Source organism: Pseudomonas sp. M47T1, from assembly GCF_000263855.1.
In the GTDB taxonomy this organism is placed as follows: Bacteria; Pseudomonadota; Gammaproteobacteria; order Pseudomonadales; family Pseudomonadaceae; genus Aquipseudomonas.
Genome location: NZ_AJWX01000003.1, coordinates 296468 through 316095, shown reverse-complemented (window position 1 = coordinate 316095; position 19628 = coordinate 296468). Strand labels below are relative to the sequence as shown.

16 protein-coding genes and 3 tRNA genes are annotated in these 19628 nt (G+C 60.8%); 9 read left to right on the top strand and 10 right to left on the bottom strand.

Translation table 11 applies throughout. The features are described 5' to 3' along the window. Positions 1 to 106: 106 nt before the first annotated feature. The 7 genes from ruvB to PMM47T1_RS05275 all read right to left on the bottom strand — a co-directional run bounded on the left by ruvB (position 107) and on the right by PMM47T1_RS05275 (position 5979). The gene (ruvB, locus tag PMM47T1_RS05305) at positions 107 to 1165 is read right to left on the bottom strand and encodes a Holliday junction branch migration DNA helicase RuvB (protein ID WP_008366524.1); all 1059 of its coding nucleotides are present in this window, start codon (positions 1163 to 1165) and stop codon (positions 107 to 109) included. Continuing rightward, entirely contained in the window at positions 1166 to 1774 is a 609-nt protein-coding gene (gene ruvA, locus PMM47T1_RS05300) for a Holliday junction branch migration protein RuvA (RefSeq protein WP_008366522.1), read from the bottom strand. Positions 1775 to 1860: 86 nt separating this feature from the next. After that, entirely contained in the window at positions 1861 to 2385 is a 525-nt protein-coding gene (gene ruvC / locus PMM47T1_RS05295) for a crossover junction endodeoxyribonuclease RuvC (protein WP_008366520.1), read from the bottom strand. Positions 2386 to 2488: 103 nt separating this feature from the next. Then, positions 2489 to 3235 (bottom strand): YebC/PmpR family DNA-binding transcriptional regulator, encoded by a 747-nt coding sequence (locus PMM47T1_RS05290; protein WP_008366519.1) that lies wholly within the window; start codon positions 3233 to 3235, stop codon positions 2489 to 2491. Between the two features lie 201 nt (positions 3236 to 3436). Next, on the bottom strand, positions 3437 to 5212 hold the full coding sequence (gene aspS, locus PMM47T1_RS05285) for an aspartate--tRNA ligase (protein ID WP_043300734.1): 1776 nt from the start codon (positions 5210 to 5212) through the stop codon (positions 3437 to 3439). Positions 5213 to 5307: 95 nt separating this feature from the next. After that, on the bottom strand, positions 5308 to 5529 hold the full coding sequence (locus tag PMM47T1_RS05280) for an FmdB family zinc ribbon protein (RefSeq protein WP_008366515.1): 222 nt from the start codon (positions 5527 to 5529) through the stop codon (positions 5308 to 5310). Positions 5530 to 5658: 129 nt separating this feature from the next. After that, the gene (locus PMM47T1_RS05275; protein WP_043300769.1) at positions 5659 to 5979 is read right to left on the bottom strand and encodes a ribbon-helix-helix domain-containing protein; all 321 of its coding nucleotides are present in this window, start codon (positions 5977 to 5979) and stop codon (positions 5659 to 5661) included. Positions 5980 to 6575: 596 nt separating this feature from the next. Here PMM47T1_RS05275 and PMM47T1_RS30555 point away from each other — a divergent pair. Further along, entirely contained in the window at positions 6576 to 7178 is a 603-nt protein-coding gene (locus tag PMM47T1_RS30555) for a cold-shock protein (protein WP_043300733.1), read from the top strand. A gap of 227 nt (positions 7179 to 7405) precedes the next feature. On the opposite strand, the gene PMM47T1_RS05265 is transcribed toward PMM47T1_RS30555, so the two are convergent. Both PMM47T1_RS05265 and PMM47T1_RS05260 read right to left on the bottom strand, forming a co-directional pair. Then, complete coding sequence (locus PMM47T1_RS05265; protein ID WP_008366510.1) at positions 7406 to 7612, bottom strand: SlyX family protein; 207 nt, start codon at positions 7610 to 7612, stop codon at positions 7406 to 7408. Then, entirely contained in the window at positions 7602 to 8039 is a 438-nt protein-coding gene (locus tag PMM47T1_RS05260; protein ID WP_008366508.1) for an HIT domain-containing protein, read from the bottom strand. Before PMM47T1_RS05260 ends, PMM47T1_RS05265 begins: the two co-directional genes overlap by 11 nt. Before the next feature lie 911 nt (positions 8040 to 8950). On the opposite strand from PMM47T1_RS05260, the gene PMM47T1_RS05255 reads away from it, so the two are divergent. The 3 genes from PMM47T1_RS05255 (at position 8951) to PMM47T1_RS05245 (ending at position 13171) form a co-directional block, all read left to right on the top strand. Then, positions 8951 to 10309, top strand: coding sequence for an OprD family porin (locus PMM47T1_RS05255; protein ID WP_008366506.1), 1359 nt, complete (start codon positions 8951 to 8953; stop codon positions 10307 to 10309). 179 nt (positions 10310 to 10488) lie between these two features. Continuing rightward, entirely contained in the window at positions 10489 to 12204 is a 1716-nt protein-coding gene (locus PMM47T1_RS05250; RefSeq protein ID WP_008366504.1) for a proline--tRNA ligase, read from the top strand. A gap of 16 nt (positions 12205 to 12220) precedes the next feature. Beyond that, a complete protein-coding gene (locus PMM47T1_RS05245) occupies positions 12221 to 13171 on the top strand; it encodes a hypothetical protein (RefSeq protein WP_008366502.1) in 951 nt (316 codons plus the stop codon). 125 nt (positions 13172 to 13296) lie between these two features. Here the strand turns inward: PMM47T1_RS05245 and dinB are convergent, their stop codons facing one another. Beyond that, the gene (gene dinB / locus PMM47T1_RS05240; protein WP_008366501.1) at positions 13297 to 14364 is read right to left on the bottom strand and encodes a DNA polymerase IV; all 1068 of its coding nucleotides are present in this window, start codon (positions 14362 to 14364) and stop codon (positions 13297 to 13299) included. 261 nt (positions 14365 to 14625) lie between these two features. On the opposite strand from dinB, the gene PMM47T1_RS05235 reads away from it, so the two are divergent. From PMM47T1_RS05235 to PMM47T1_RS05215, 5 genes are all read left to right on the top strand, one after another. Beyond that, a tRNA-Met gene (locus tag PMM47T1_RS05235) sits at positions 14626 to 14702 on the top strand. 215 nt (positions 14703 to 14917) lie between these two features. Beyond that, positions 14918 to 14994: transfer RNA gene (locus PMM47T1_RS05230), tRNA-Met, on the top strand. Positions 14995 to 15182: 188 nt separating this feature from the next. Beyond that, positions 15183 to 15259 (top strand) — tRNA-Met (locus tag PMM47T1_RS05225). A gap of 322 nt (positions 15260 to 15581) precedes the next feature. Further along, complete coding sequence (mprF, locus tag PMM47T1_RS05220; RefSeq protein ID WP_425224792.1) at positions 15582 to 18158, top strand: bifunctional lysylphosphatidylglycerol flippase/synthetase MprF; 2577 nt, start codon at positions 15582 to 15584, stop codon at positions 18156 to 18158. Further along, positions 18158 to 19456, top strand: a complete 1299-nt coding sequence (locus tag PMM47T1_RS05215) for a virulence factor family protein (protein ID WP_008366497.1) — start codon at positions 18158 to 18160, stop codon at positions 19454 to 19456. The genes mprF and PMM47T1_RS05215 overlap by 1 nt, the downstream gene beginning before the upstream one ends. Positions 19457 to 19628 lie beyond the last annotated feature (172 nt).

Genomic DNA, 19628 nt, shown 5'->3' with positions numbered 1-19628 from the left:
CCGGCCAGGCAACTGTTTTTTCATCGTTTTTGCGCCGTTCAGGTAGGGCAAGCGCCTGTCAGCACCCTAGGACCGCAAAAACCTCAATTAAATCGCCATCATCGCGTTATTCATCACCCGGATCGACGAACTGCTCAGTCGCAGGCGTTTCGCCCAGGCGGTTGGGGATGTTAAGCCCGAAATGCAGGTACGCATGGCGGGTAACCACCCGACCACGCGGGGTGCGCATGATATAGCCCTGCTGGATCAGGTATGGCTCCAGCACGTCCTCGATGGTGTGCCGCTCCTCGCTGATGGCCGCTGCCAGGCTGTCCACGCCCACCGGGCCGCCGTCGAACTTCTCGATCATGGTCAGCAACAGACGGCGGTCCTGGTGATCGAAGCCACGTTCGTCCACATCCAGCAGGTTCAGCGCCAGGTCGGCGATGGGTTTGGTGATGTGGCCCTTGCCGCGCACTTCGGCGAAGTCGCGCACCCGGCGCAGCAAGCGGTTGGCGATACGTGGTGTGCCGCGGGCGCGGCGGGCGATCTCGAACGCGCCCTGGTCTTCAATGGGCAGGCCGAGAATGCCGGCCGAGCGGCTGACAATGGTGGCCAGGTCTGCGGTGCTGTAGAACTCCAGGCGCTGAACAATGCCGAAGCGGTCGCGCAATGGGTTGGTCAACATGCCCGCGCGGGTAGTAGCCCCCACCAGGGTGAACGGCGGCAGGTCGAGCTTGATGGAACGTGCGGCCGGCCCTTCGCCAATCATGATGTCCAGCTGGAAATCTTCCATGGCCGGGTACAGCACTTCCTCGACGATGGGCGACAAGCGATGGATTTCGTCGATGAACAGCACGTCGTGCGGTTCAAGGTTGGTGAGCAGCGCCGCCAGGTCGCCAGGGCGCTCCAGCACCGGCCCCGAGGTGCTCTTGATCGACACCCCCATTTCCTGGGCAATGATGTTGGCCAGGGTGGTCTTGCCCAGGCCCGGCGGGCCGAAGATCAGGGTGTGGTCCAGGGACTCGTTGCGCCCACGGGCGGCCTGGATGAACAGCTCCATTTGCTCGCGCACGGTGGGCTGACCGATATAGTCGGCCAGGCTCAGCGGGCGAATGGCCCGGTCCTGCTGTTCTTCCCGGTCGCGGCCGCTGGTGGCGGCGATCAGGCGGTCGGCTTCGATCACTTAAATCATTCCCTTCAGGGCGTGGCGGATCAGGTCTTCGCTGCTAAGGCCTTTAGTCTTGATGGCGGCCACTGCCTTGCTGGCCTCCTGAGGCTTGTAGCCCAGGGAGATCAGCGCACTGACGGCGTCAGTCTCGGCGCTTGGCACCGGCGCGGCGGTATTGGGCCCGGTGGGCATCAGTTCGAACATGGCCGGCGCGGTTTCCCAGGCCTTGAAGCGGTCCTTGAGCTCGACCAACAGGCGCTCGGCGGTTTTCTTGCCCACGCCCGGCACCTTGGTCAGGGCCGACGCGTCCTGGGCCTGCACGCAGCGCACCAGCTCGTCCACGTCCAGGCTCGACATCAGCGCCAGGGCCAGCTTGGGGCCCACGCCGTTGAGGCGAATCAGCTCGCGAAAAAACTCGCGTTCGCGCCTTTCAAAGAAGCCGTAGAGTAACTGAGCATCCTCGCGAACCACCAGATGGGTGTGCAAAGTCACCACCTGACCGACCGGCGGCAAGCGATACAACGTGGTCATCGGCACTTCCAGCTCGTAGCCCAGGCCGTTGACGTCGAGAATCAGGTGCGGCGGCTGCTTTTCCGCCAGGGTGCCGCGCAAACGTCCAATCACGTTTCAATCCTTTCAGTGCCGACGAGCAATACTCGCCATCATTGCAGGCCCGACGGGCCATGCAAGTCAAAAATCTTCAGAGGCTGTTACAGCCGCAGGCGGCCACCACGGCTGCGCGCCGAGCCCAGGCCGTGGGGAATCAGGCTTGAGCGCGTATGGGCATGGGTCAGGGCAATGGCCAGGGCGTCGGAGGCGTCGATTTGCGGCTTGGCGGTCAGCTTGAGCAAATGCATGACCATCATCTGTACCTGCTCCTTGTTGGCGCCACCGGTACCGGCCACCGCCTGCTTGACCTGGGTAGCCGTGTATTCGGCCACCTCCAGCCCCTCCTCCATCGCCGCGACAATGGCCGCGCCACGCGCCTGGCCCAATTTCAGCGCCGAGTCGGCGTTGCGTGCCATGAACACCTTTTCGATACCCATGGTCACCGGGCCGTAGCTCTGAATGACTTCACGCACACCGCGAAACACAATCTGCAGGCGTTCCTGCAGTTCGCCGCTGCCGGTGCGAATACAGCCAGAGGCCACATATTCGCAGCCGCGCCCGGTGTCACGTACCACACCGTAGCCGGTAATCCGCGAACCGGGGTCGATACCTAGAATTAACGTCATAAAGCCTGCAGCGTGAAGGTTGCCGAAAAGCAGAAACCGGAACGGCAACGCCGCGCTCCATGGCGCGATTCTGCCGCTCCGGCCTCAAGAGTGTGGTTCTGGATCAGCCGAGCTTTTCCATGACGTCGTCCGGGATCTGTGCGTTGGAATAGACGTTCTGCACGTCATCCAGGTCTTCGAGCATGTCGATCAGCTTGATGACCTTTTCCGCACCCTCCAGGTCCAGTTCGGCACTGGTGCCGGGCACCATCACGATTTCCGCGTCGGTGGACTTGAAGCCCGCCGCGTCCAGCGCGTTACGCACCGCATAGAAGCTGGCGAAGGAGGTAAACACGTCCATCGAGCCGTCTTCATGGGTGGTGACGTCATCGGCGTCGGCCTCCATGGCCGCTTCCATCAGCGCGTCTTCGTCGGTGCCTGGCGCGAACGCGATCTGCCCCTTGCGCTCAAACAGGTAGGCCACCGAGCCGTCGGTACCCAGGTTGCCGCCCGATTTGCTGAACGCGTGACGCACGGCCGCAGCGGTACGGTTACGGTTGTCGGTCATGCATTCGACCATCACTGCCACGCCGCCCGGGCCGTAGCCTTCGTAGGTCAGTTCAACCATGTCGTCGGTGGCCGCGGCGCCCGTGCCGCGGGCCACGGCGCGGTCAATGATATCGCGGCTCATGTTGGCGCCCAGGGCCTTGTCCAGGGCCAGGCGCAGACGGGGGTTGGAGCCCGGATCACCACCACCCTGGCGGGCCGCGACGGTCAGTTCGCGAATCCACTTGGTGAAGATCTTGCCTCTCTTGGCATCCTGACGCTCTTTGCGGTGCTTGATGTTCGCCCACTTGGAATGACCAGCCATAACAACTCCGAAATTCTCTTATTACGCAATCGCGGGAGTGGATTTAGTGTGCGAGCGGGCTCTGCCCGCGAAGCGAACACCCAGGTGCCTGCTTCGCGGGCAAAGCCCGCTCCCACACAAACCAGCTCACGCCAGGCCCGCTCCACAGGTTCAGGCCTGCCATGTGAAAAGCGCATCCGAAGATGCGCTCTGGTTCAGCTCTTACTCAGCCTTGGGCTGTTCGCGCAGGCGTATATGCAGCTCGCGCAGGGCCTTGGCGTCGACCAGGCCCGGGGCCTGGGTCATCACGCACGCGGCGCTCTGGGTTTTCGGGAAGGCGATCACTTCACGGATCGACTGGGCGCCGGTCATCAGCATCACCAGGCGGTCAAGGCCGAAGGCCAGGCCACCGTGGGGCGGGGCGCCGTACTTCAGGGCGTCCAGCAGGAAGCCGAACTTCTCTTCCTGTTCCGCTTCTTCGATACCCAGCAGGCGGAACACGGCCTGTTGCATTTCCTTGCGGTGAATACGGATCGAACCGCCACCCAGCTCGGTGCCGTTCAACACCATGTCGTAGGCGCGCGACAGAGCGGTGGCCGGGTTGGCCGCAAGCTCCTCGGGCGTGCACTTCGGCGCGGTGAACGGGTGGTGCAGCGCGGTGAAGCTGCCGTCCTCGTTCTCTTCGAACATCGGGAAGTCGACAACCCACATCGGTGCCCACTCGCAGGTGTGCAGGTTGAAGTCGTTGCCGACCTTCAGGCGCAGGGCACCCAGGGCTTCGCTGACGATCTTGGCCTTGTCGGCACCGAAGAACACCAGGTCGCCATCCACTGCACCCACGCGATCCAGGATGGTGTTCAGCGCTGCTTCAGGGATGTTCTTGACGATTGGCGACTGCAGGCCTTCGACGCCCTTGGCGCGCTCGTTGACCTTGATATACGCCAGGCCCTTGGCACCGTAGATGCCGACGAACTTGGTGTAGTCGTCGATCTTGCTGCGTGGCATGCTCGCCCCGCCTGGCACGCGCAGTGCGGCAACGCGGCATTTAGGGTCGTTGGCCGGGCCGCTGAACACCTTGAATTCCACATCTTTCAGTTGGTCGGCAACGTCTACCAGTTCCAGCGGGTTGCGCAGGTCCGGCTTGTCGGAACCGTAGCGGCGCATGGCTTCTTCGAAGGTCATGTGCGGGAATTCGCCGAATTCCAGGTCCAGCACTTCCTTGAACAGGTTGCGGATCATGGCTTCGGTAAGGCCCATGATGTCCTGTTCGTTGAGGAAGCTGGTCTCGATGTCGATCTGAGTGAACTCAGGCTGACGGTCGGCACGCAGGTCTTCGTCGCGGAAGCACTTGGCGATCTGGTAGTAACGGTCGAAGCCAGCCACCATCAGCAGTTGCTTGAACAGCTGGGGCGATTGCGGCAGGGCGAAGAAGCTGCCGGCGTGGGTGCGGCTTGGCACCAGGTAGTCGCGGGCGCCTTCCGGGGTAGCCCGGGTGAGGATCGGCGTTTCCACGTCCAGGAAGCCGTTCTCGTCCAGGAAGCGACGGATGCTGGTGGTCATGCGCGAACGCAGGCGCAGCTTCTCGGCCATTTCCGGACGACGCAGGTCGATGAAGCGATAACGCAGGCGGGTTTCCTCGCCAACGTCGGAATATTCGTTCAGCGGGAACGGCGGGGTTTCCGCTTCGTTCAGCACTTCCAGCTCGTAGCCCAGGACTTCGATCATGCCCGAAGCCATGTTGGCGTTGCCGGCACCGGCCGGACGCAGGCGTACCTTGCCGGTCACCTTGACCACGTATTCGCTGCGCACACGGTCGGCAGCGGCGAAGGACTCGGCGCGATCCGGATCGAAGACCACCTGGGCCAGACCTTCACGATCACGGATATCGAGGAAAATCACCCCGCCATGGTCACGACGGCGGTGGACCCAGCCGCAAAGGGTGATTTCCTGACCTTCCAGGGTCTCGTTCAGTTGGCCGCAATAATGGCTGCGCATCATGATGGTGGTTTCGCTTCTCGTATTCGGTATTCGGGGAAGGCCTTGCAAGCCTTGGCGTTGGCTAATAGTGCAAGACCCTGAGGGTGCAGTTCAACTCAATCGGCTTTGTCGCCGCCCGCCAGATTCTTTTTGCTGCCGGTCTTGAAGTCGGTTTCATACCAGCCAGTACCGCTCAGGCGAAAGCCTGGCATGGACAGCAGTTTCTTGAGCTCCGGGGCTTGGCAGGCCGGGCAGTCCGTCAACGGCGACGCACTGATCTTCTGGATGACTTCCATCTGGTGACCACAGGAAGCACATTGATAGTCATACATGGGCATGGGGAATGTCTCGGCAACAAATACACAGCACAGCCGCGCCACGCGGCAAAGAGCGGGATTATATCCTTATACCGCGCGACTGTGCAGCCGTGACGACGCCCCGAATGTCGCTCGCGCCCCCGGACACCGTCAATGGGCCGTGCCACAGCGGTCCAACAGGTGCACCACGCACACCACGCGCACCAGCCCGCTGAAGTTCTTGACCCCGCCGTGACGCAAATGCACCTCGCGATCCAGGTGCGAGAGGATGGCGTTGACCGTGCAGCCATTGGTGGCGGCTATACGCTCGAGAATCTTCCAGTACACCCGCTCCAGCCTGAGGCAGGTGGCAAAGCCATTCAATCGCACCGACCGGGACAGGGGTTGCGCCAGGCCCATATTAAAGTCGGCAACAAAGGGGTCGTCATGAATCTTGCCGGCCCGGGACGGCAATCGGGGACTTTGGATCATTTCGCTGGGCATAATGAGCACCACATCCTTGTGTAAAAGAACACTGAGAAAAATCAAACATAGTTTTATCGTTTCCCTTCCCCCATAAGGCCCTAACTAAATATTCCCTGCCAGCGGAACAGGCTTTTGCAGCCGTAGGAACACGCCGCCAAGAACAAGTAAATAATTCTCCCCGCAACCACGACCCAGCCTTGGCCGTCCGCCTGAACGCCTTGGCCGGCGGGGCACGCGCGCCCTCCTCCTCGGCGAGCTTGAATAACGACAGCCAGCGCAACAAGTACCGAACAAGCGCAAGTTAGAAACGAACAATGCCTACGTAACAAGATCACTTTTCCTATCCAGCAAACACACTCCCTTTGCCGTCATGACCACGTCAGCGCAAACGTTTGTTTACACGCTCCGCAAATGACCGTCGGGGCCCTTGATTTGAGTCGCTACAGGCTTTGCTGTTAAATAGAACACCTGTGCCGTGCACACCTTCATTGCGTGCACGTGCGCAGGCTGCACTCGCCCCGTGAACTGCGTCTCATTTTGTTCTGATGCGCACCGTGACGTGCCAGCTCTCCTTGTGATCCGTCTGAACGTGAGTTAATAAAATGTTGAAAATCGTCCACCTCCTGACGGGCGCCGCAGCCTTGCTGCTGTCCTTCATCCCCAGTCTGCGGGCCGAAGCGGTGCCTTACCTGCAACAACCCGATGCCATATACCTGGCTCTTTTTGGTCTGCTCAACCTGACCCTCGCCCCTGTCATTCCTTACTGGAACAAAGGCCCACGGCATCAATTGCAAAACCTGGTCAGCGCATTGCTGGTATTGGCCGTGGTGCTGCAAACCGTGACCCTGCTGGCCGAATGGACCAACGTCGGCAATTTCGCCGCCATGCTGCCAGGCCTTGCCTGCGCCGTGCTGGCGGTACTCCTGCACCTGGCCGTCAGCTTCTACAGGTCCTCCCCTGCGGCTGCGGCACCGTCGTATGACATGAGCAATCGTGATACCGGCACGGTGAAGTGGTTCAACACCTCCAAGGGCTTCGGTTTCATTTCCCGCGATTCCGGCGACGATATCTTCGTGCATTTTCGCGCCATTCGCGGTGAGGGCCATCGTGTGCTGGTCGAAGGCCAGCGCGTGGAGTTCTCGGTAATGAACCGTGATAAGGGCCTGCAAGCCGAAGACGTGATCGCCGCCTCGCCGCGCCGCTGATCACGACACAAAAAAACCCGCGTCCAGCCTTGGCTGAACGCGGGTTTTTTATTGGGTTGCGGATTACGCGCAATGCTGCGGTTGCGGTTGGCCTGGCTTTTGATCTTGCTTTTGACAACCTTGGCGCTTTACGGGGGGGCCCGAAAAATCAAAAGCAGGATCAAGAACCAAAGCAACGGCAACGGCAACAGAGAGGAGCAATCGCTACTTTTCCGACGGCGGCACCCTCAATAATGGGGCGGCGGGGCTTCCTGCTCGCTGACGCCGAACTGCCCTACCATTTCTTCCTGACGCTTGAGCAACGCCGCCATCTGCATCTGCAGACGCTCTACCTGCCGCTGCTGCTGCACCATCTCGTCATTAAGCGCCTGGATAGTGTCATCCTGAAATGCCAACCGGGTTTCCAGCTCCATCACTCGCGCTTCAAGCGTCATGGGCGGCCTCCAGGAATACAAAGTCCGCGGTCAGCACTTCACGCAACTGCTGGCGAATGGTGTCAACTTGTTGCGCCGTATAAGGCAGCGCGGAAACTTTACCCCACACCGGTGCTGGCCATGCCACGTCGTCACGCTTGCGAACTATCACGTGCATGTGCAATTGGCTGACAACATTACCCAGGGTGGCGACGTTGATCTTGTCGGCGGCAAAGCACTCTTTCAATAGTTGGGCCAGGAAGGTGGTTTCCTGCCACAGCTGAAACTGTTCGGTGTCACTGAGCTGAAACAGCTCACTGATACCGTCGCGACGAGGCACCAGAATAAACCAGGGGTAATTGGCGTCATTGCTCAACAGCAGCCGGCTCAGAGGAAAGTCGCCGATGACGAGGGTGTCGTGTTGCAGGCGCGAATCTAAAGAAAACACCGCGAGATCTCCGGCAAGGTGAAAATTTTTTTAGCCCCATGGATCGGGAGGGCCCATGCACCCACAGGATACCCTCGTTCAGCAGGCGGTTCACGGACAACCGCCTATCGGTGCAGGGAGTCGCCCAAGCAGGCGCCGCGAACACGCACCGGTTCAGTGCGGCACGCACCAGGAACGACCGAATTTTCCCGCTGTGAACACCCGCCCGCCCTCCCCCGAAGAAAACCTGCGGCGCAATCGTTGTCGACGGAAATTTCCTGTAATTACAAGCGGGTTTGCCAAAGTGCAACTGTGGTCTAGGCTGCCATGGGCAACCGCTACTTTTCGCACCAAAATGGGCCAGAGTGAGTAATGCCAGTGCGCCAGTCATCCGCCAAGTTCCCACTTGCCTACGCCAACGGTAACGTTTCGCAACCAGGGGCGAACCCCGCGCGATCCTCAGGCCGCCGTCAAGTTCCCTGGCCCACCCCCGATTTCATGAGGCGGGGCGGCGAAAACGGAAAAAAAGTGAAAAATTTGTCATGGGTTGGCACGTTTGAGCACGCTTGTTGCATTCCTACCCACCCAAGTCGACACGCACCCCGGGACGGGATGACGCGAGACAAATAACAACAGCTGCACGGAAGCCCATGGAGTTTTCAGGGATGAGCTTAGAACCTTTCTACCTATGCTCAAGCCCTCGGAAACAGCGCTGTAGTTGTGCAGCTTGTTACATAAAAAGCTGTGGTTTGCGACATGGACGGAAGTTTTTGCGACAGGCTCAGAAACACGTCAACGATTGAGCTCAGAAGTATCGCCATAAAGCGTCAGCGTGATATAAGTTTACGCCGACACAAAAAGAAAGAGCCGCCCAGATAATAAACCAGGTGGGACGGCAGTACTCTTCCTAAAAACCAAAGGAGCAAATCACGATGAAAGTGATTAAGTGGAGCGCAATCGCACTGGCAGTTACCGCGGCTAGCACGCAGCTGGCCAGCGCCGCAGCATTCGTTAGCGATCAGGCAGACGCCAAGGGCTTCGTCGAAGACGCAACCCTGAACATGCTGCTGCGCAACTACTACTTCAACCGCGACAACAAGCACCAGAGCCATGACTCCATTGACTGGACTCAGGGCATCCAGGGCGTCTTCACCTCTGGCTTCACCCAAGGCACCATCGGTGTCGGCGTCGACGCGTTCGGCTACCTGGGCTTGAAACTCGACGGCGGCAAGGGTACCAGCGGCACCAACAACCTGACTGTAGGCGGTGATGGCGAACCGAACAGCAGCTACGGCAAAGCCGGCGCTGCCATCAAGTTCCGCTTCTCGAAAACCGAGCTGAAAATCGGCGACCAGCAGCCTACCACTTCGCCAGTATTCGCAGTCGGCGGCTCCCGCCTGACTCCGCAGACCGCTACCGGTATCACCCTGCAGAGCAGCGAAGTCAAAAACCTGGACCTGGAAGCGGGCCACTTCACGTCGTCCACCAGCGAAAGCCAGACCAACCGTGACGGCAACCTGTGGTCGCAATATGCTATCGGCCTGAACGGCAGCGAAGACGGCGTTTCCTCCCGCTCTATCGACTACGCGGGCGGCAAGTACGCGTTCAGCGACAACTTCACCGCGTCCCTGTACGGTGCCAAGCTGGATGACATCTGGAACCAGTACTACACCAACCTGAACTACGTCCTGCCACTGGCTGATACCCAGTCGCTGACCTTCGACTTCAACTATTACAAAACCACTGACAGCGGCAGCGCCAACGCCGGCAAAATCGACAACAACACCTTCTCGTTGTCGGCCGCCTATGCCTTCCTGTCGGCTCACACCGTTACCCTGGCCTTCCAGAAGGTCAACGGCGACACCCCATTCGACTACGTGGGCGTGGGTGACAACAACCGCGGCGCTGACTCGATCTTCCTGGCCAACTCCGTTCAGTACTCCGACTTCAACGGCCCGGGCGAGAAATCGGCCCAGATCCGTTACGACCTGAACATGGCCACCTTCGGCGTGCCTGGCCTGAGCTTCATGGCCCGTTACGTGAAAGGCTGGGACATCGACTACGCCAGCATCTCTGCTGACAGCGCCTACTACAACGCTGACCGCGCTAATGCCAACGATGAGAAACACCACGAAACCAACCTGGAAGCCAAATACGTAATCCAGGAAGGCCCAGCCAAGGACCTGTCGTTCCGCATCCGTCAGGCTTGGCACAGCGCCAGCAGCCTGCAGGCTGACGGCGACGCCAACGAGTTCCGCCTGATCGTCGACTACCCACTGTCGATCCTGTAATCACAGGGCACTCGCCAGCGGTACCGATAGCTATATAAAGAAGCCCGGCTGATGCCGGGCTTTTTTTTGTCACCACCGCAGCTCGCGGCGGCGGCCACACGGCATCGGCCTGTACGTCGCCGGATGTGCACCGTACAATGCCCAGCTTCAATAAAATTCAGCAACAGACACGGCCTATCATGCGCACCAGTCAATATTTGCTCGCCACCCAGAAAGAAATTCCCAACGACGCGGTTGTCATCAGCCATCAACTGATGCTGCGTGCCGGCATGATCCGCAAGCTTGCCTCGGGCCTGTACACCTGGCTGCCGATGGGCCTGCGCGTAATGCGCAAGGTGGAAAACATCGTGCGCGAGGAAATGAACGCCGCCGGCGCCCTGGAAGTGCTGATGCCGGGCATCCAGCCAGCCGAACTGTGGCAGGAATCGGGCCGCTGGGAACAGTACGGCCCTGAGCTACTGCGCCTGAAGGATCGCAACGACCGCGACTTCTGCGCCGGCCCTACTCACGAAGAAGTGATCACGGACCTGGCCCGTAACGAGCTCAACAGCTATAAACAGCTGCCAATCAACATGTACCAGATCCAGACCAAGTTCCGTGACGAAATCCGTCCGCGCTTCGGCTTGATGCGTGGCCGTGAATTCATCATGAAGGACGCCTACTCCTTCCACGTTGACCAGGCATCGCTGCAACAGACTTACGACCGCATGCACCTGGCCTACTGCAATGTCTTCACCCGCCTGGGCCTGAAGTTCCGCCCGGTAGAGGCCGACAACGGCTCCATCGGCGGCGCCGGTTCCCACGAGTTCCACGTACTGGCCGAGTCCGGCGAAGACGATATCGTGTTCAGCGACACCTCCGATTACGCTGCCAACATCGAAAAAGCCGAAGCCGTCCCACGCGAAACTTCCCGTGGCGCCGCCACCGAGGAACTGCGCCTGGTGGACACGCCGAACGCCAAGACCATTGCCGATCTGGTGGAAAACCACGGCCTGGCCATCGAAAAGACCGTCAAGACCCTGATCGTGCACGCGGCCGAAGAAGGCAAGCTGATTGCCCTGGTTGTTCGCGGCGACCACGAACTCAACGAAATCAAGGCCGCCAACCACCCGCTGGTTGCCAGCCCGCTGGAAATGGCCAGCGACGCCGAACTGCGTGACGCCATTGGCGCCGGCGCTGGCTCCCTGGGCCCGCTGAACCTGCCACTGCCCTGCATCATCGACCGCTCCGTAGCGCTGATGAGCGACTTTGGCGTGGGTGCCAACATCGATGACAAGCACTACTTCGGCGTGAACTGGGAACGCGACCTGCCGATTCCGGAAATCGCCGACCTGCGCAACGTTGTCGACGGCGACCCAAGCCCGGACGGCAACGGCACCCTGGTGATCAAGCGCGGCATCGAAGTGGGCCACATCTTCCAGCTGGGCACCAAGTACAGCGAAGCCATGAAGTGCCAGGTGCTGGGCGAGAACGGCAAACCGGTCACCCTGACCATGGGCTGCTACGGCATTGGCGTGTCCCGCGTGGTGGCAGCCGCCATCGAGCAAAACAACGATGCTGGCGGCATCATCTGGAACGACACCCTGGCACCCTTCCAGGTTGCCCTGGTGCCGCTGCGCTATGAAACCGAGCAGGTTCGCGAGGCTACCGACAAGCTGTACGCCGAACTGACCGCCGCCGGCTTTGAAGTGCTGCTGGACGACCGCGACAAGAAGACCAGCCCCGGCATCAAGTTTGCCGACATGGAACTGATCGGCATCCCGCACCGCATCGTCGTCAGCGATCGTGGCCTGGCCGAAGGCAATCTGGAATACAAGAGCCGCACCGAAGGCGAGGCTCAAGCCATTCCGGTCGCCGACGTGCTGTCCTTCCTTCAGGCCCGCGTGCGTCGCTGATCAGACCCGAGAAACCATGTATAAGCGAAGTGGCTTGAAACTGGGGGGCACCGCCTTGTGCGGTGCCCTGTTGCTGGGCGGCTGTGCCAACCACATGTCCCAGCGCAGCGAGCATGACGAGCGGGTCGAGCGCAAGCTGCTCGACCACAGCCTGCAAATAGACGCCGGCAGCCCGGCCTCGCTGGAGCTGCCGCAACGTCGGGTGCGCATACACGAGCAGAAGACCTTCGAGGTCACCGAGTTCGAGGTTACCCGCCGTTACGACCGCTACACGCCCTACCAACCCTGGCGCGAGCTGTACGAAGTGCCGCTGGGGGCGGTGGCCGTGGTGGCGGGCGTGGGGGCCAACGTGGTCAACGTGCTGATGTTCGGGCAACTGCCCGACAGCGTCACCAAGGACTGGATCAGCTACGGTTTCGCCGGCCTTAACCCCTTCATGAACGTGCAGTCCAATGGCCGCGCCCAGCAGAACCTTGCAGGCGTCGATCAGGTTCAGAAGGACAAGCGCCTGGAAACCACCAGCCTGCCCTGGAGCGAACGACCGGTTGACGTGCAGTCGGGCAAGCAGACCTTTGAGCTGACCACCGACCGAAACGGTGTGCTCAAGGTCAACCTGTTGGACAGCCCGTTCGCCGATCAGGACCTGAAAAACGTCAGCCAGTTGAAAATCAGTGTCGAGGACGCCGACGACAACGTTCGCGCCGATACCACGCTAGGCCTGAGCAGCGACTTGCGCGGCAAGCTGGTGGAAGCACGCGCGCTGATCTACGACGACCTGGAAGGCGAGGACGTGGGCCAGTGGGTGCATCGGGTGAAACGATTGTCGGACCTGGGCCTGGAAGAGGAAGCCAGCGAGCTGGAGCAAAGCCTGATTGAGCTGACCCGCAACGATCCGGAGTTGCAACAGCAGTTTCTCAAGTCCCTGACCCGCGACGCCGGCCGGCTGGTGGCAGACCCCGGCACCTGATCGGTCGCCAGGCGATGGCTGCTCGTAGCCGCTATCGCCAGACTGCGCTGGCCCTTAGCCTCACTTGATAACTTCAGTGTACTCAAGGGCCAGCACAGCCTGGCGGCTGCGGCTACGGGCAGCCATTAAGATTCACCGATAAACAACTCAAGCTGCTCATGCGCCCCGCGCAAATCTTGCAGCCGCACCCCTATCCCCAGCAACCGTACCGGTTTTGCGCCCCGCGCCACCGCCTGGCTCATCAGCTGCCGATAGCTCTCCAAATCCCGCCCCGCGCCCGCCTGCTCAAGGGTGGTCTGGCTGAAATCATGAAACTTGACCTTCACGAACGGCTTGCCAGCTTTATAGCTGCTGTCGATGCGCGCCATGCGGGTGGCCAGGGTTTCCATCAGCTCGGGCAATTTGGCCAGGCAGGCCGCCACGTCTGGCAGGTCGGCGTCGTAGGTATTTTCCACGCTGATGGACTGGCGTCGACTGTCGTTGTGCACCGGGCGCTCATCAATGCCTCGGGCCAGACTCCATAACCGCTCGCCGAAACTGCCGAATTCGCGAACCAGGGCCAGCTTGCTCCAGTCGCGCAGCTCCAGGCAGTTACTGATGCCCAGGCGTGCGAGCTTGTCGGCGGTGACTTTGCCCACGCCGTGCAGCTTGTTGACGGGCAGCGCCGCCACAAACTCCTCGACCTGTGGCGGTGTTACCACAAACAGGCCGTTGGGCTTGCGCCAGTCGCTGGCGATCTTGGCCAGAAACTTGTTCGGCGCCACTCCGGCCGACACGGTGATGTGCAGCCGCCGGGAAACCTTACGCCGAATGTCTTCGGCAATGCGCGTGGCGCTGCCGGAAAAGTGCGGGCATTCGGACACGTCCAGATAGGCTTCATCCAGGGATAATGGCTCGATCAGGTCGGTGTACTCGCGAAAAATCCCGTGGATCTCCCGCGAGGCTTCCTTATAGGCATCCATGCGCGGCTTGACGATGGTCAGGTCTGGGCACAGCTTGAGGGCATGGCGCGACGACATGGCTGAACGCACGCCATAGGCTCGCGCTTCGTAGTTGCAAGTGGCAATCACCCCGCGGCGGTCCGCTGAGCCACCCACCGCCATGGGCTTGCCGGCCAAGGTGGAGTCGTCGCGCATCTCGATGGCGGCGTAGAAGCAGTCACAGTCGACGTGGATGATTTTTCGCTGTGTCATGGCCCGGCATTTCTGACTATAAAGGAAGCGCTTTCTCACAAAGCATGCCGCTAGTATCTCACCCACCCGACCGGGATGGCAGGCCTTCGGGCCCCCATGAATTTATTATATCAATCGAAAACCCACCCTCGATAGGGCTGAAAGCCCCGGCCGGCCTGCCCGCAAGGCCATTTACAGCGCGCTAACCGTTTGAACGAAAAGACTTTTCCCGAAATTGGGGTTTGACACGCCAGGGGATTTCTGTAGAATCAACTCCACAGACGCGGGATGGAGCAGTCTGGTAGCTCGTCGGGCTCATAACCCGAAGGTCGTCGGTTCAAATCCGGCTCCCGCAACCAAACATCAGAAAAGGCCAATCGAAAGATTGGCCTTTTTTGTTTCTGCTTATTTCGTATTCACCAGTGGCAATTCCCTCTTTGCCCGCCTGTAGCTAGCACTGACCCAGCTAAAAATCCTTTTGGGTTCAAATAGTTGGCTCAATGGCACTAAATGGCCAGGATTTGCGATTAACAGTTGACACCCCCGCTGCTTGCTGTAAAGTCCGCCCCACAGACGCGGGATGGAGCAGTCTGGTAGCTCGTCGGGCTCATAACCCGAAGGTCGTCGGTTCAAATCCGGCTCCCGCAACCAAACGTCAGGAAAGGCCAATCGAAAGATTGGCCTTTTTTGTTTGCCCGGAATTTGTGCCGCCCTTCCGCCCAGGAGGCAATCGAAATTACCAAGGGGTTCAGGCACTTGCCGTCACTGTGCCAATTTGTCACAGTGCTGGATTAGCAGTTGACACCCCTGACGCGTGCTGTAGAATCCGCCCCCACAGACGCGGGATGGAGCAGTCTGGTAGCTCGTCGGGCTCATAACCCGAAGGTCGTCGGTTCAAATCCGGCTCCCGCAACCAAATATCGAAGAAGGCCACTCGCAAGAGTGGCCTTTTTCGTTTGGGCGCAGAAATAAAAAGGGCACAATTGTGCCGTATTGTTGTCCACCCTTCCATGACATAGAGGTGGAAGAAACATGAAACTTCCCCTATAGATAAAGCGTCCGAGCCCGATAAATGATCAAACGGGTTAATATATTCCGAATTATTTTTGTATAGGGATTGGTAACTTGACTGGATACCTTCATCCTGTTGCGCACAATCCACGAGGTGATTGATGCGCCCCGACTCGCCAGAACTGCCTGATACCGTGACTGCCCCACATCCGTTGAACCCAAGCAAAATGCGCTGGCTGGAGCTGTTGAGCAAGTACCGCCAACCCATCGGCCTGGCCGTTACCCTGCTGTTGTTCGGCATTGCCCTGATTGCCTGCCGCCACCTGCTTGCCGAACTCGACATCTACGCCCTGCATGACTCGGTACTGAGCACGCCCAGGTCTTCCCTGCTTGGCGCCCTGGGTGCCGCCGCCGCAGGTTTTGTGGTGCTGCTGGGCTATGAATGGTCGGCCAGCCGTTATGCGGCCGTGACCCTGCCGCGCAAGACACTGGTGCTGGGTGGCTTCACCGCATTCGCCATCGGCAACGCCATTGGCCTGTCGCTGCTCTCGGGCGGCTCGGTGCGCTATCGCCTGTACGCTCGCCACGGCGTAGGTGCGGCGGAAGTTGCGCGCATGACCCTGTTCGCCAGCCTGTCGCTGGGCTGCGCCTTGCCGCCGTTGGCTGCACTGGCCACCCTGAGCAACCTGCCTGCCGCTTCGGCAGCGCTGCATATGCCTGCCGTCGCTCTGGGCGCTATCGCGGGTGCGGTCATTGCCTTGACGCTGCTGCTGGCAACCGGCATTTATCGCCGCCGCCTCGCAGAGCAACCGATTGCGGACAACCTGCTGGTCAAGGTAGGCCGACGCACTTTGCGCCTGCCGGGCGTGCGCCTGACCCTGCTGCAGTTGGTGATCACCGCCCTGGACGTGCTGGCTGCGGCCACCGTGCTGTACCTGTTGCTGCCCGAGGCCCCACCCTTTGGTGCGTTCGTGCTGGTGTACCTGCTGGCCCTGGCGGCCGGTGTACTCAGCCATGTACCCGGTGGGGTTGGCGTGTTCGAAGCCATTCTGCTGGCCGCGTTTGCCAACGAACTGGGTGCCGCACCACTGGCCGCCGCGTTGCTGCTGTATCGCCTGATCTACGTGATGTTGCCGTTGCTGCTGGCGTGTATCGTGCTGCTGGCCACCGAGGCCAAGCGTTTCTTTTTTGCCCAACAGGCCATCCGGGTGGCCTCGGGCATGGCGGCGCCGATCCTGGCGCTACTGGTGTTCCTGTCTGGTGTGGTGCTGCTGTTTTCCGGCGCCACGCCGGAAATCGACACCCGCCTTGAACATCTGGGCTTCCTCATCCCCCACCGCCTGATCGACGCCTCGCACTTCGGCGCCAGCCTGATCGGCGTGTTGTGCCTGCTGCTGGCCCAGGGCCTGCGCCGTCGCCTGTCGGCGGCCTGGATGCTCACCACCACGCTGTTGCTGGTGGGCGCGCTGCTGTCGCTGCTCAAGGGTTTCGACTGGGAAGAGGCCTGCCTGCTGACTTTCACCGCGTGCCTGCTGGCGATCTTCCGACGTTCGTTCTACCGTCCGAGCCGCCTGCTGGAGCTGCCTTTCTCGCCCTTCTACCTGATGGCCAGTGCCTGTGTGGTGGGCGCGTCGATCTGGCTGTTGCTGTTCGCCTATCAGGACATTCCCTACAAGCATCAGCTGTGGTGGCAGTTCACCCTGGACGCCGATGCCCCCCGCGGCCTGCGCTCGGCGCTGGGCAGTGCGGTGCTGCTGGTGATCGTGGCGCTGACCTGGCTGCTGCGCACCGCCCGGCCGGTGATTCACCTGCCCGACAGCGAAGAGCTGAACCGGGCAGCGAAGATTCTGATGACTTCCGATCAGCCGGACGGTGGCCTGGCGCTGACAGGTGACAAGGCTTTGCTCTTCCACCCCAACGATAACGCCTTCATGATGTACGCCCGCCGCGGCCGGAGCCTGGTCGCGCTGTATGACCCTATTGGCTCTACCCAGCAACGGGCGGAAATGATTTGGCAATTCCGCGACCTGTGCGACTTTCACCATGCACGACCGGTGTTTTATCAGGTACGCGCCGAGAACCTGCCGTTCTACATGGACATCGGCCTGACCGCGATCAAACTGGGCGAGGAAGCCCGGGTAGACCTGGAAAAGTTCGACCTGGAAGCCAAGGGCAAGGAGATGAAGGACCTGCGCTACACCTGGAACCGCGGCACCCGCGACGGCCTGTCGCTGGAGATCCACGAACCGGGGCAGGCGCCGCTGGATGAGTTGCGGGTGATTTCCGATGCCTGGCTGACCGGCAAGAACGTGCGGGAAAAAGGCTTCTCCCTGGGCCGTTTCAGCCCGGAGTACCTGCAGCATTTTCGTATTGCAATTATTCATTTCGAGGGACGCCCCGTGGCGTTCGCCAACCTGCTCGAGACCCACAGCCATGAACTGGCCAGTCTCGACCTGATGCGCGCGCACCCCGAGGCACCAAAGCTGACCATGGAGTTCATGATGGTCGGTTTGATTCAACATTATAAGAGTCATGGTTATGCACGCTTCAGCCTGGGCATGGTGCCGTTGTCGGGCCTGCAACCACGTCGTGGCGCACCGCTGACCCAGCGTCTGGGGTCGATGGTGTTCCGTCGTGGCGAGCAGCTCTACAACTTCCAAGGCCTGCGGCGCTTCAAAGACAAGTTCCAGCCCGACTGGGAACCCCGTTACATGGCCGTGCCCGCAGGACTCGATCCGCTGGTGGCACTGGCTGATACTGCCGCCCTGATCGCGGGCGGCCTGACAGGATTGGTGAAACGCTGATGATTCGACGCAACTGGCGAAAATGGCTGGCGGTCGTGGTGGTAGTGATCGCTGGCGCCGCGGCGGTCTACTGGTACATGAACCGCCCCGCCCCCGCGCCCCTGGTTGAACAAGTGAAACTGGACGACGGCAACAGCGCCACGCTGGTGACCCCGGGTACCAGGATCAAGGCCCGTGTCGTGCTGTCGGTGCCTGCCGAACAGGCACTGACCGACAAGCAACTGACCGACCTGAGCAAGGACGGCTCGGCCCAACTGGTACAAGTACTGCTGGCCAAGTCCGACTGCGATGAACAGGAAAACGACCTCAAGGCTGCTGCCCAGCACCTTGACGGCCCGGTGACCCTGTTCGGCGGCATTGGCTCCGGCGCTGCCGAAGCCTGGTCGTGGCTGAGCAAGCAGACCGACGACAAGGCCACCGCCGTGTCGGTAGGCTTCAGCCTGGAGCAGCCCGGCTGCGCCACCCCGCTGCCGAAGAAGGCCGATCATGGCCACTGGATCGTGGCCTGGAACGATAACCCGGATGACGCCAGCGCCTCGTTCGTGCGCGACACGCCGAATGCCGAAACCAGCATCAGCGATTATGACGTGCACCTGCCTCAGGTGCTCAAGAACGAGCTGACCAAGCTGCTGGTAGGCGACAACAAAGACGCTCTGAGCATGCCCGTGGTGGAAGTGCCGGCTGGCCAGGCCACCGATACCGTGACCCTGTTCCTGTCCGGTGACGGCGGCTGGCGCGACCTGGACCGCGACGTGGCGGGCGAAATGGCGAAGATGGGTTACCCCGTCGTCGGCATCGACATGCTGCGTTACTACTGGCAGCACAAGACCCCGGAGCAGAGCGCCGAGGACCTTTCTGCGCTGATGCTGCACTACCGCCAGAAGTGGGGCACCAAACGCTTCATCCTGGCCGGTTATTCGTTCGGCGCCGACGTGTTGCCGGCTACCTACAACCGCCTGCCGGCCGACGACCAGAAGCGTATCGACGGCGTATTGCTGCTGGCCTTCGCCCGCAGTGGCAGCTTCGAGATCGAAGTGGAAGGCTGGCTGGGTAACGCTGGTAAGGAAGCGCCTACCGGCCCGGAAATCGCCAAGATGCCGCAAAACAAGATTCTGTGCGTATATGGCGTGGAAGAGGCGGACGAGACCGGCTGCACAGACGCCAAGACCTACACTGGCGAAACCCTGAAGCTGCCTGGCGGCCACCACTTCGACGAAGACTATCCGGCGCTGGCCAAGCGCCTGATCGACGCCATCGAGAAGCTGCAAGGCAAGCCACCGGTGGCCAAGGCTAACTAACGGTCAGCCTGGTCAACAAAAAGCCCCCGCACCTGTGAAGGTGCGGGGGCTTTTTTGTGTACGCCGTCTGCGTCGTGTAGCCGCCGCCAGGCTGCGCGGGCCCCGGCCCTGGGCCACACCGCAGATCTCCGGCGCCCTCAGGGGCCAGCGCAGCCTGACGGCAGCCGCTACG

What these genes read in the sequence shown, in the direction of transcription:
- ruvC (WP_008366520.1), bottom strand. Translation starts at nt 2,385, where the DNA reads ATGACGTTAATTCTAGGTATCGACCCCGGTTCGCGGATTACCGGCTAC.
- PMM47T1_RS05290 (WP_008366519.1), bottom strand. Translation starts at nt 3,235, where the DNA reads ATGGCTGGTCATTCCAAGTGGGCGAACATCAAGCACCGCAAAGAGCGT.
- aspS (WP_043300734.1), bottom strand. Translation starts at nt 5,212, where the DNA reads ATGATGCGCAGCCATTATTGCGGCCAACTGAACGAGACCCTGGAAGGT.
- PMM47T1_RS05280 (WP_008366515.1), bottom strand. Translation starts at nt 5,529, where the DNA reads ATGCCCATGTATGACTATCAATGTGCTTCCTGTGGTCACCAGATGGAA.
- PMM47T1_RS05275 (WP_043300769.1), bottom strand. Translation starts at nt 5,979, where the DNA reads ATGATCCAAAGTCCCCGATTGCCGTCCCGGGCCGGCAAGATTCATGAC.
- PMM47T1_RS30555 (WP_043300733.1), top strand. Translation starts at nt 6,576, where the DNA reads ATGTTGAAAATCGTCCACCTCCTGACGGGCGCCGCAGCCTTGCTGCTG.
- PMM47T1_RS05265 (WP_008366510.1), bottom strand. Translation starts at nt 7,612, where the DNA reads ATGACGCTTGAAGCGCGAGTGATGGAGCTGGAAACCCGGTTGGCATTT.
- PMM47T1_RS05255 (WP_008366506.1), top strand. Translation starts at nt 8,951, where the DNA reads ATGAAAGTGATTAAGTGGAGCGCAATCGCACTGGCAGTTACCGCGGCT.
- PMM47T1_RS05250 (WP_008366504.1), top strand. Translation starts at nt 10,489, where the DNA reads ATGCGCACCAGTCAATATTTGCTCGCCACCCAGAAAGAAATTCCCAAC.
- PMM47T1_RS05245 (WP_008366502.1), top strand. Translation starts at nt 12,221, where the DNA reads ATGTATAAGCGAAGTGGCTTGAAACTGGGGGGCACCGCCTTGTGCGGT.
- dinB (WP_008366501.1), bottom strand. Translation starts at nt 14,364, where the DNA reads ATGACACAGCGAAAAATCATCCACGTCGACTGTGACTGCTTCTACGCC.
- mprF (WP_425224792.1), top strand. Translation starts at nt 15,582, where the DNA reads ATGCGCTGGCTGGAGCTGTTGAGCAAGTACCGCCAACCCATCGGCCTG.
- PMM47T1_RS05215 (WP_008366497.1), top strand. Translation starts at nt 18,158, where the DNA reads ATGATTCGACGCAACTGGCGAAAATGGCTGGCGGTCGTGGTGGTAGTG.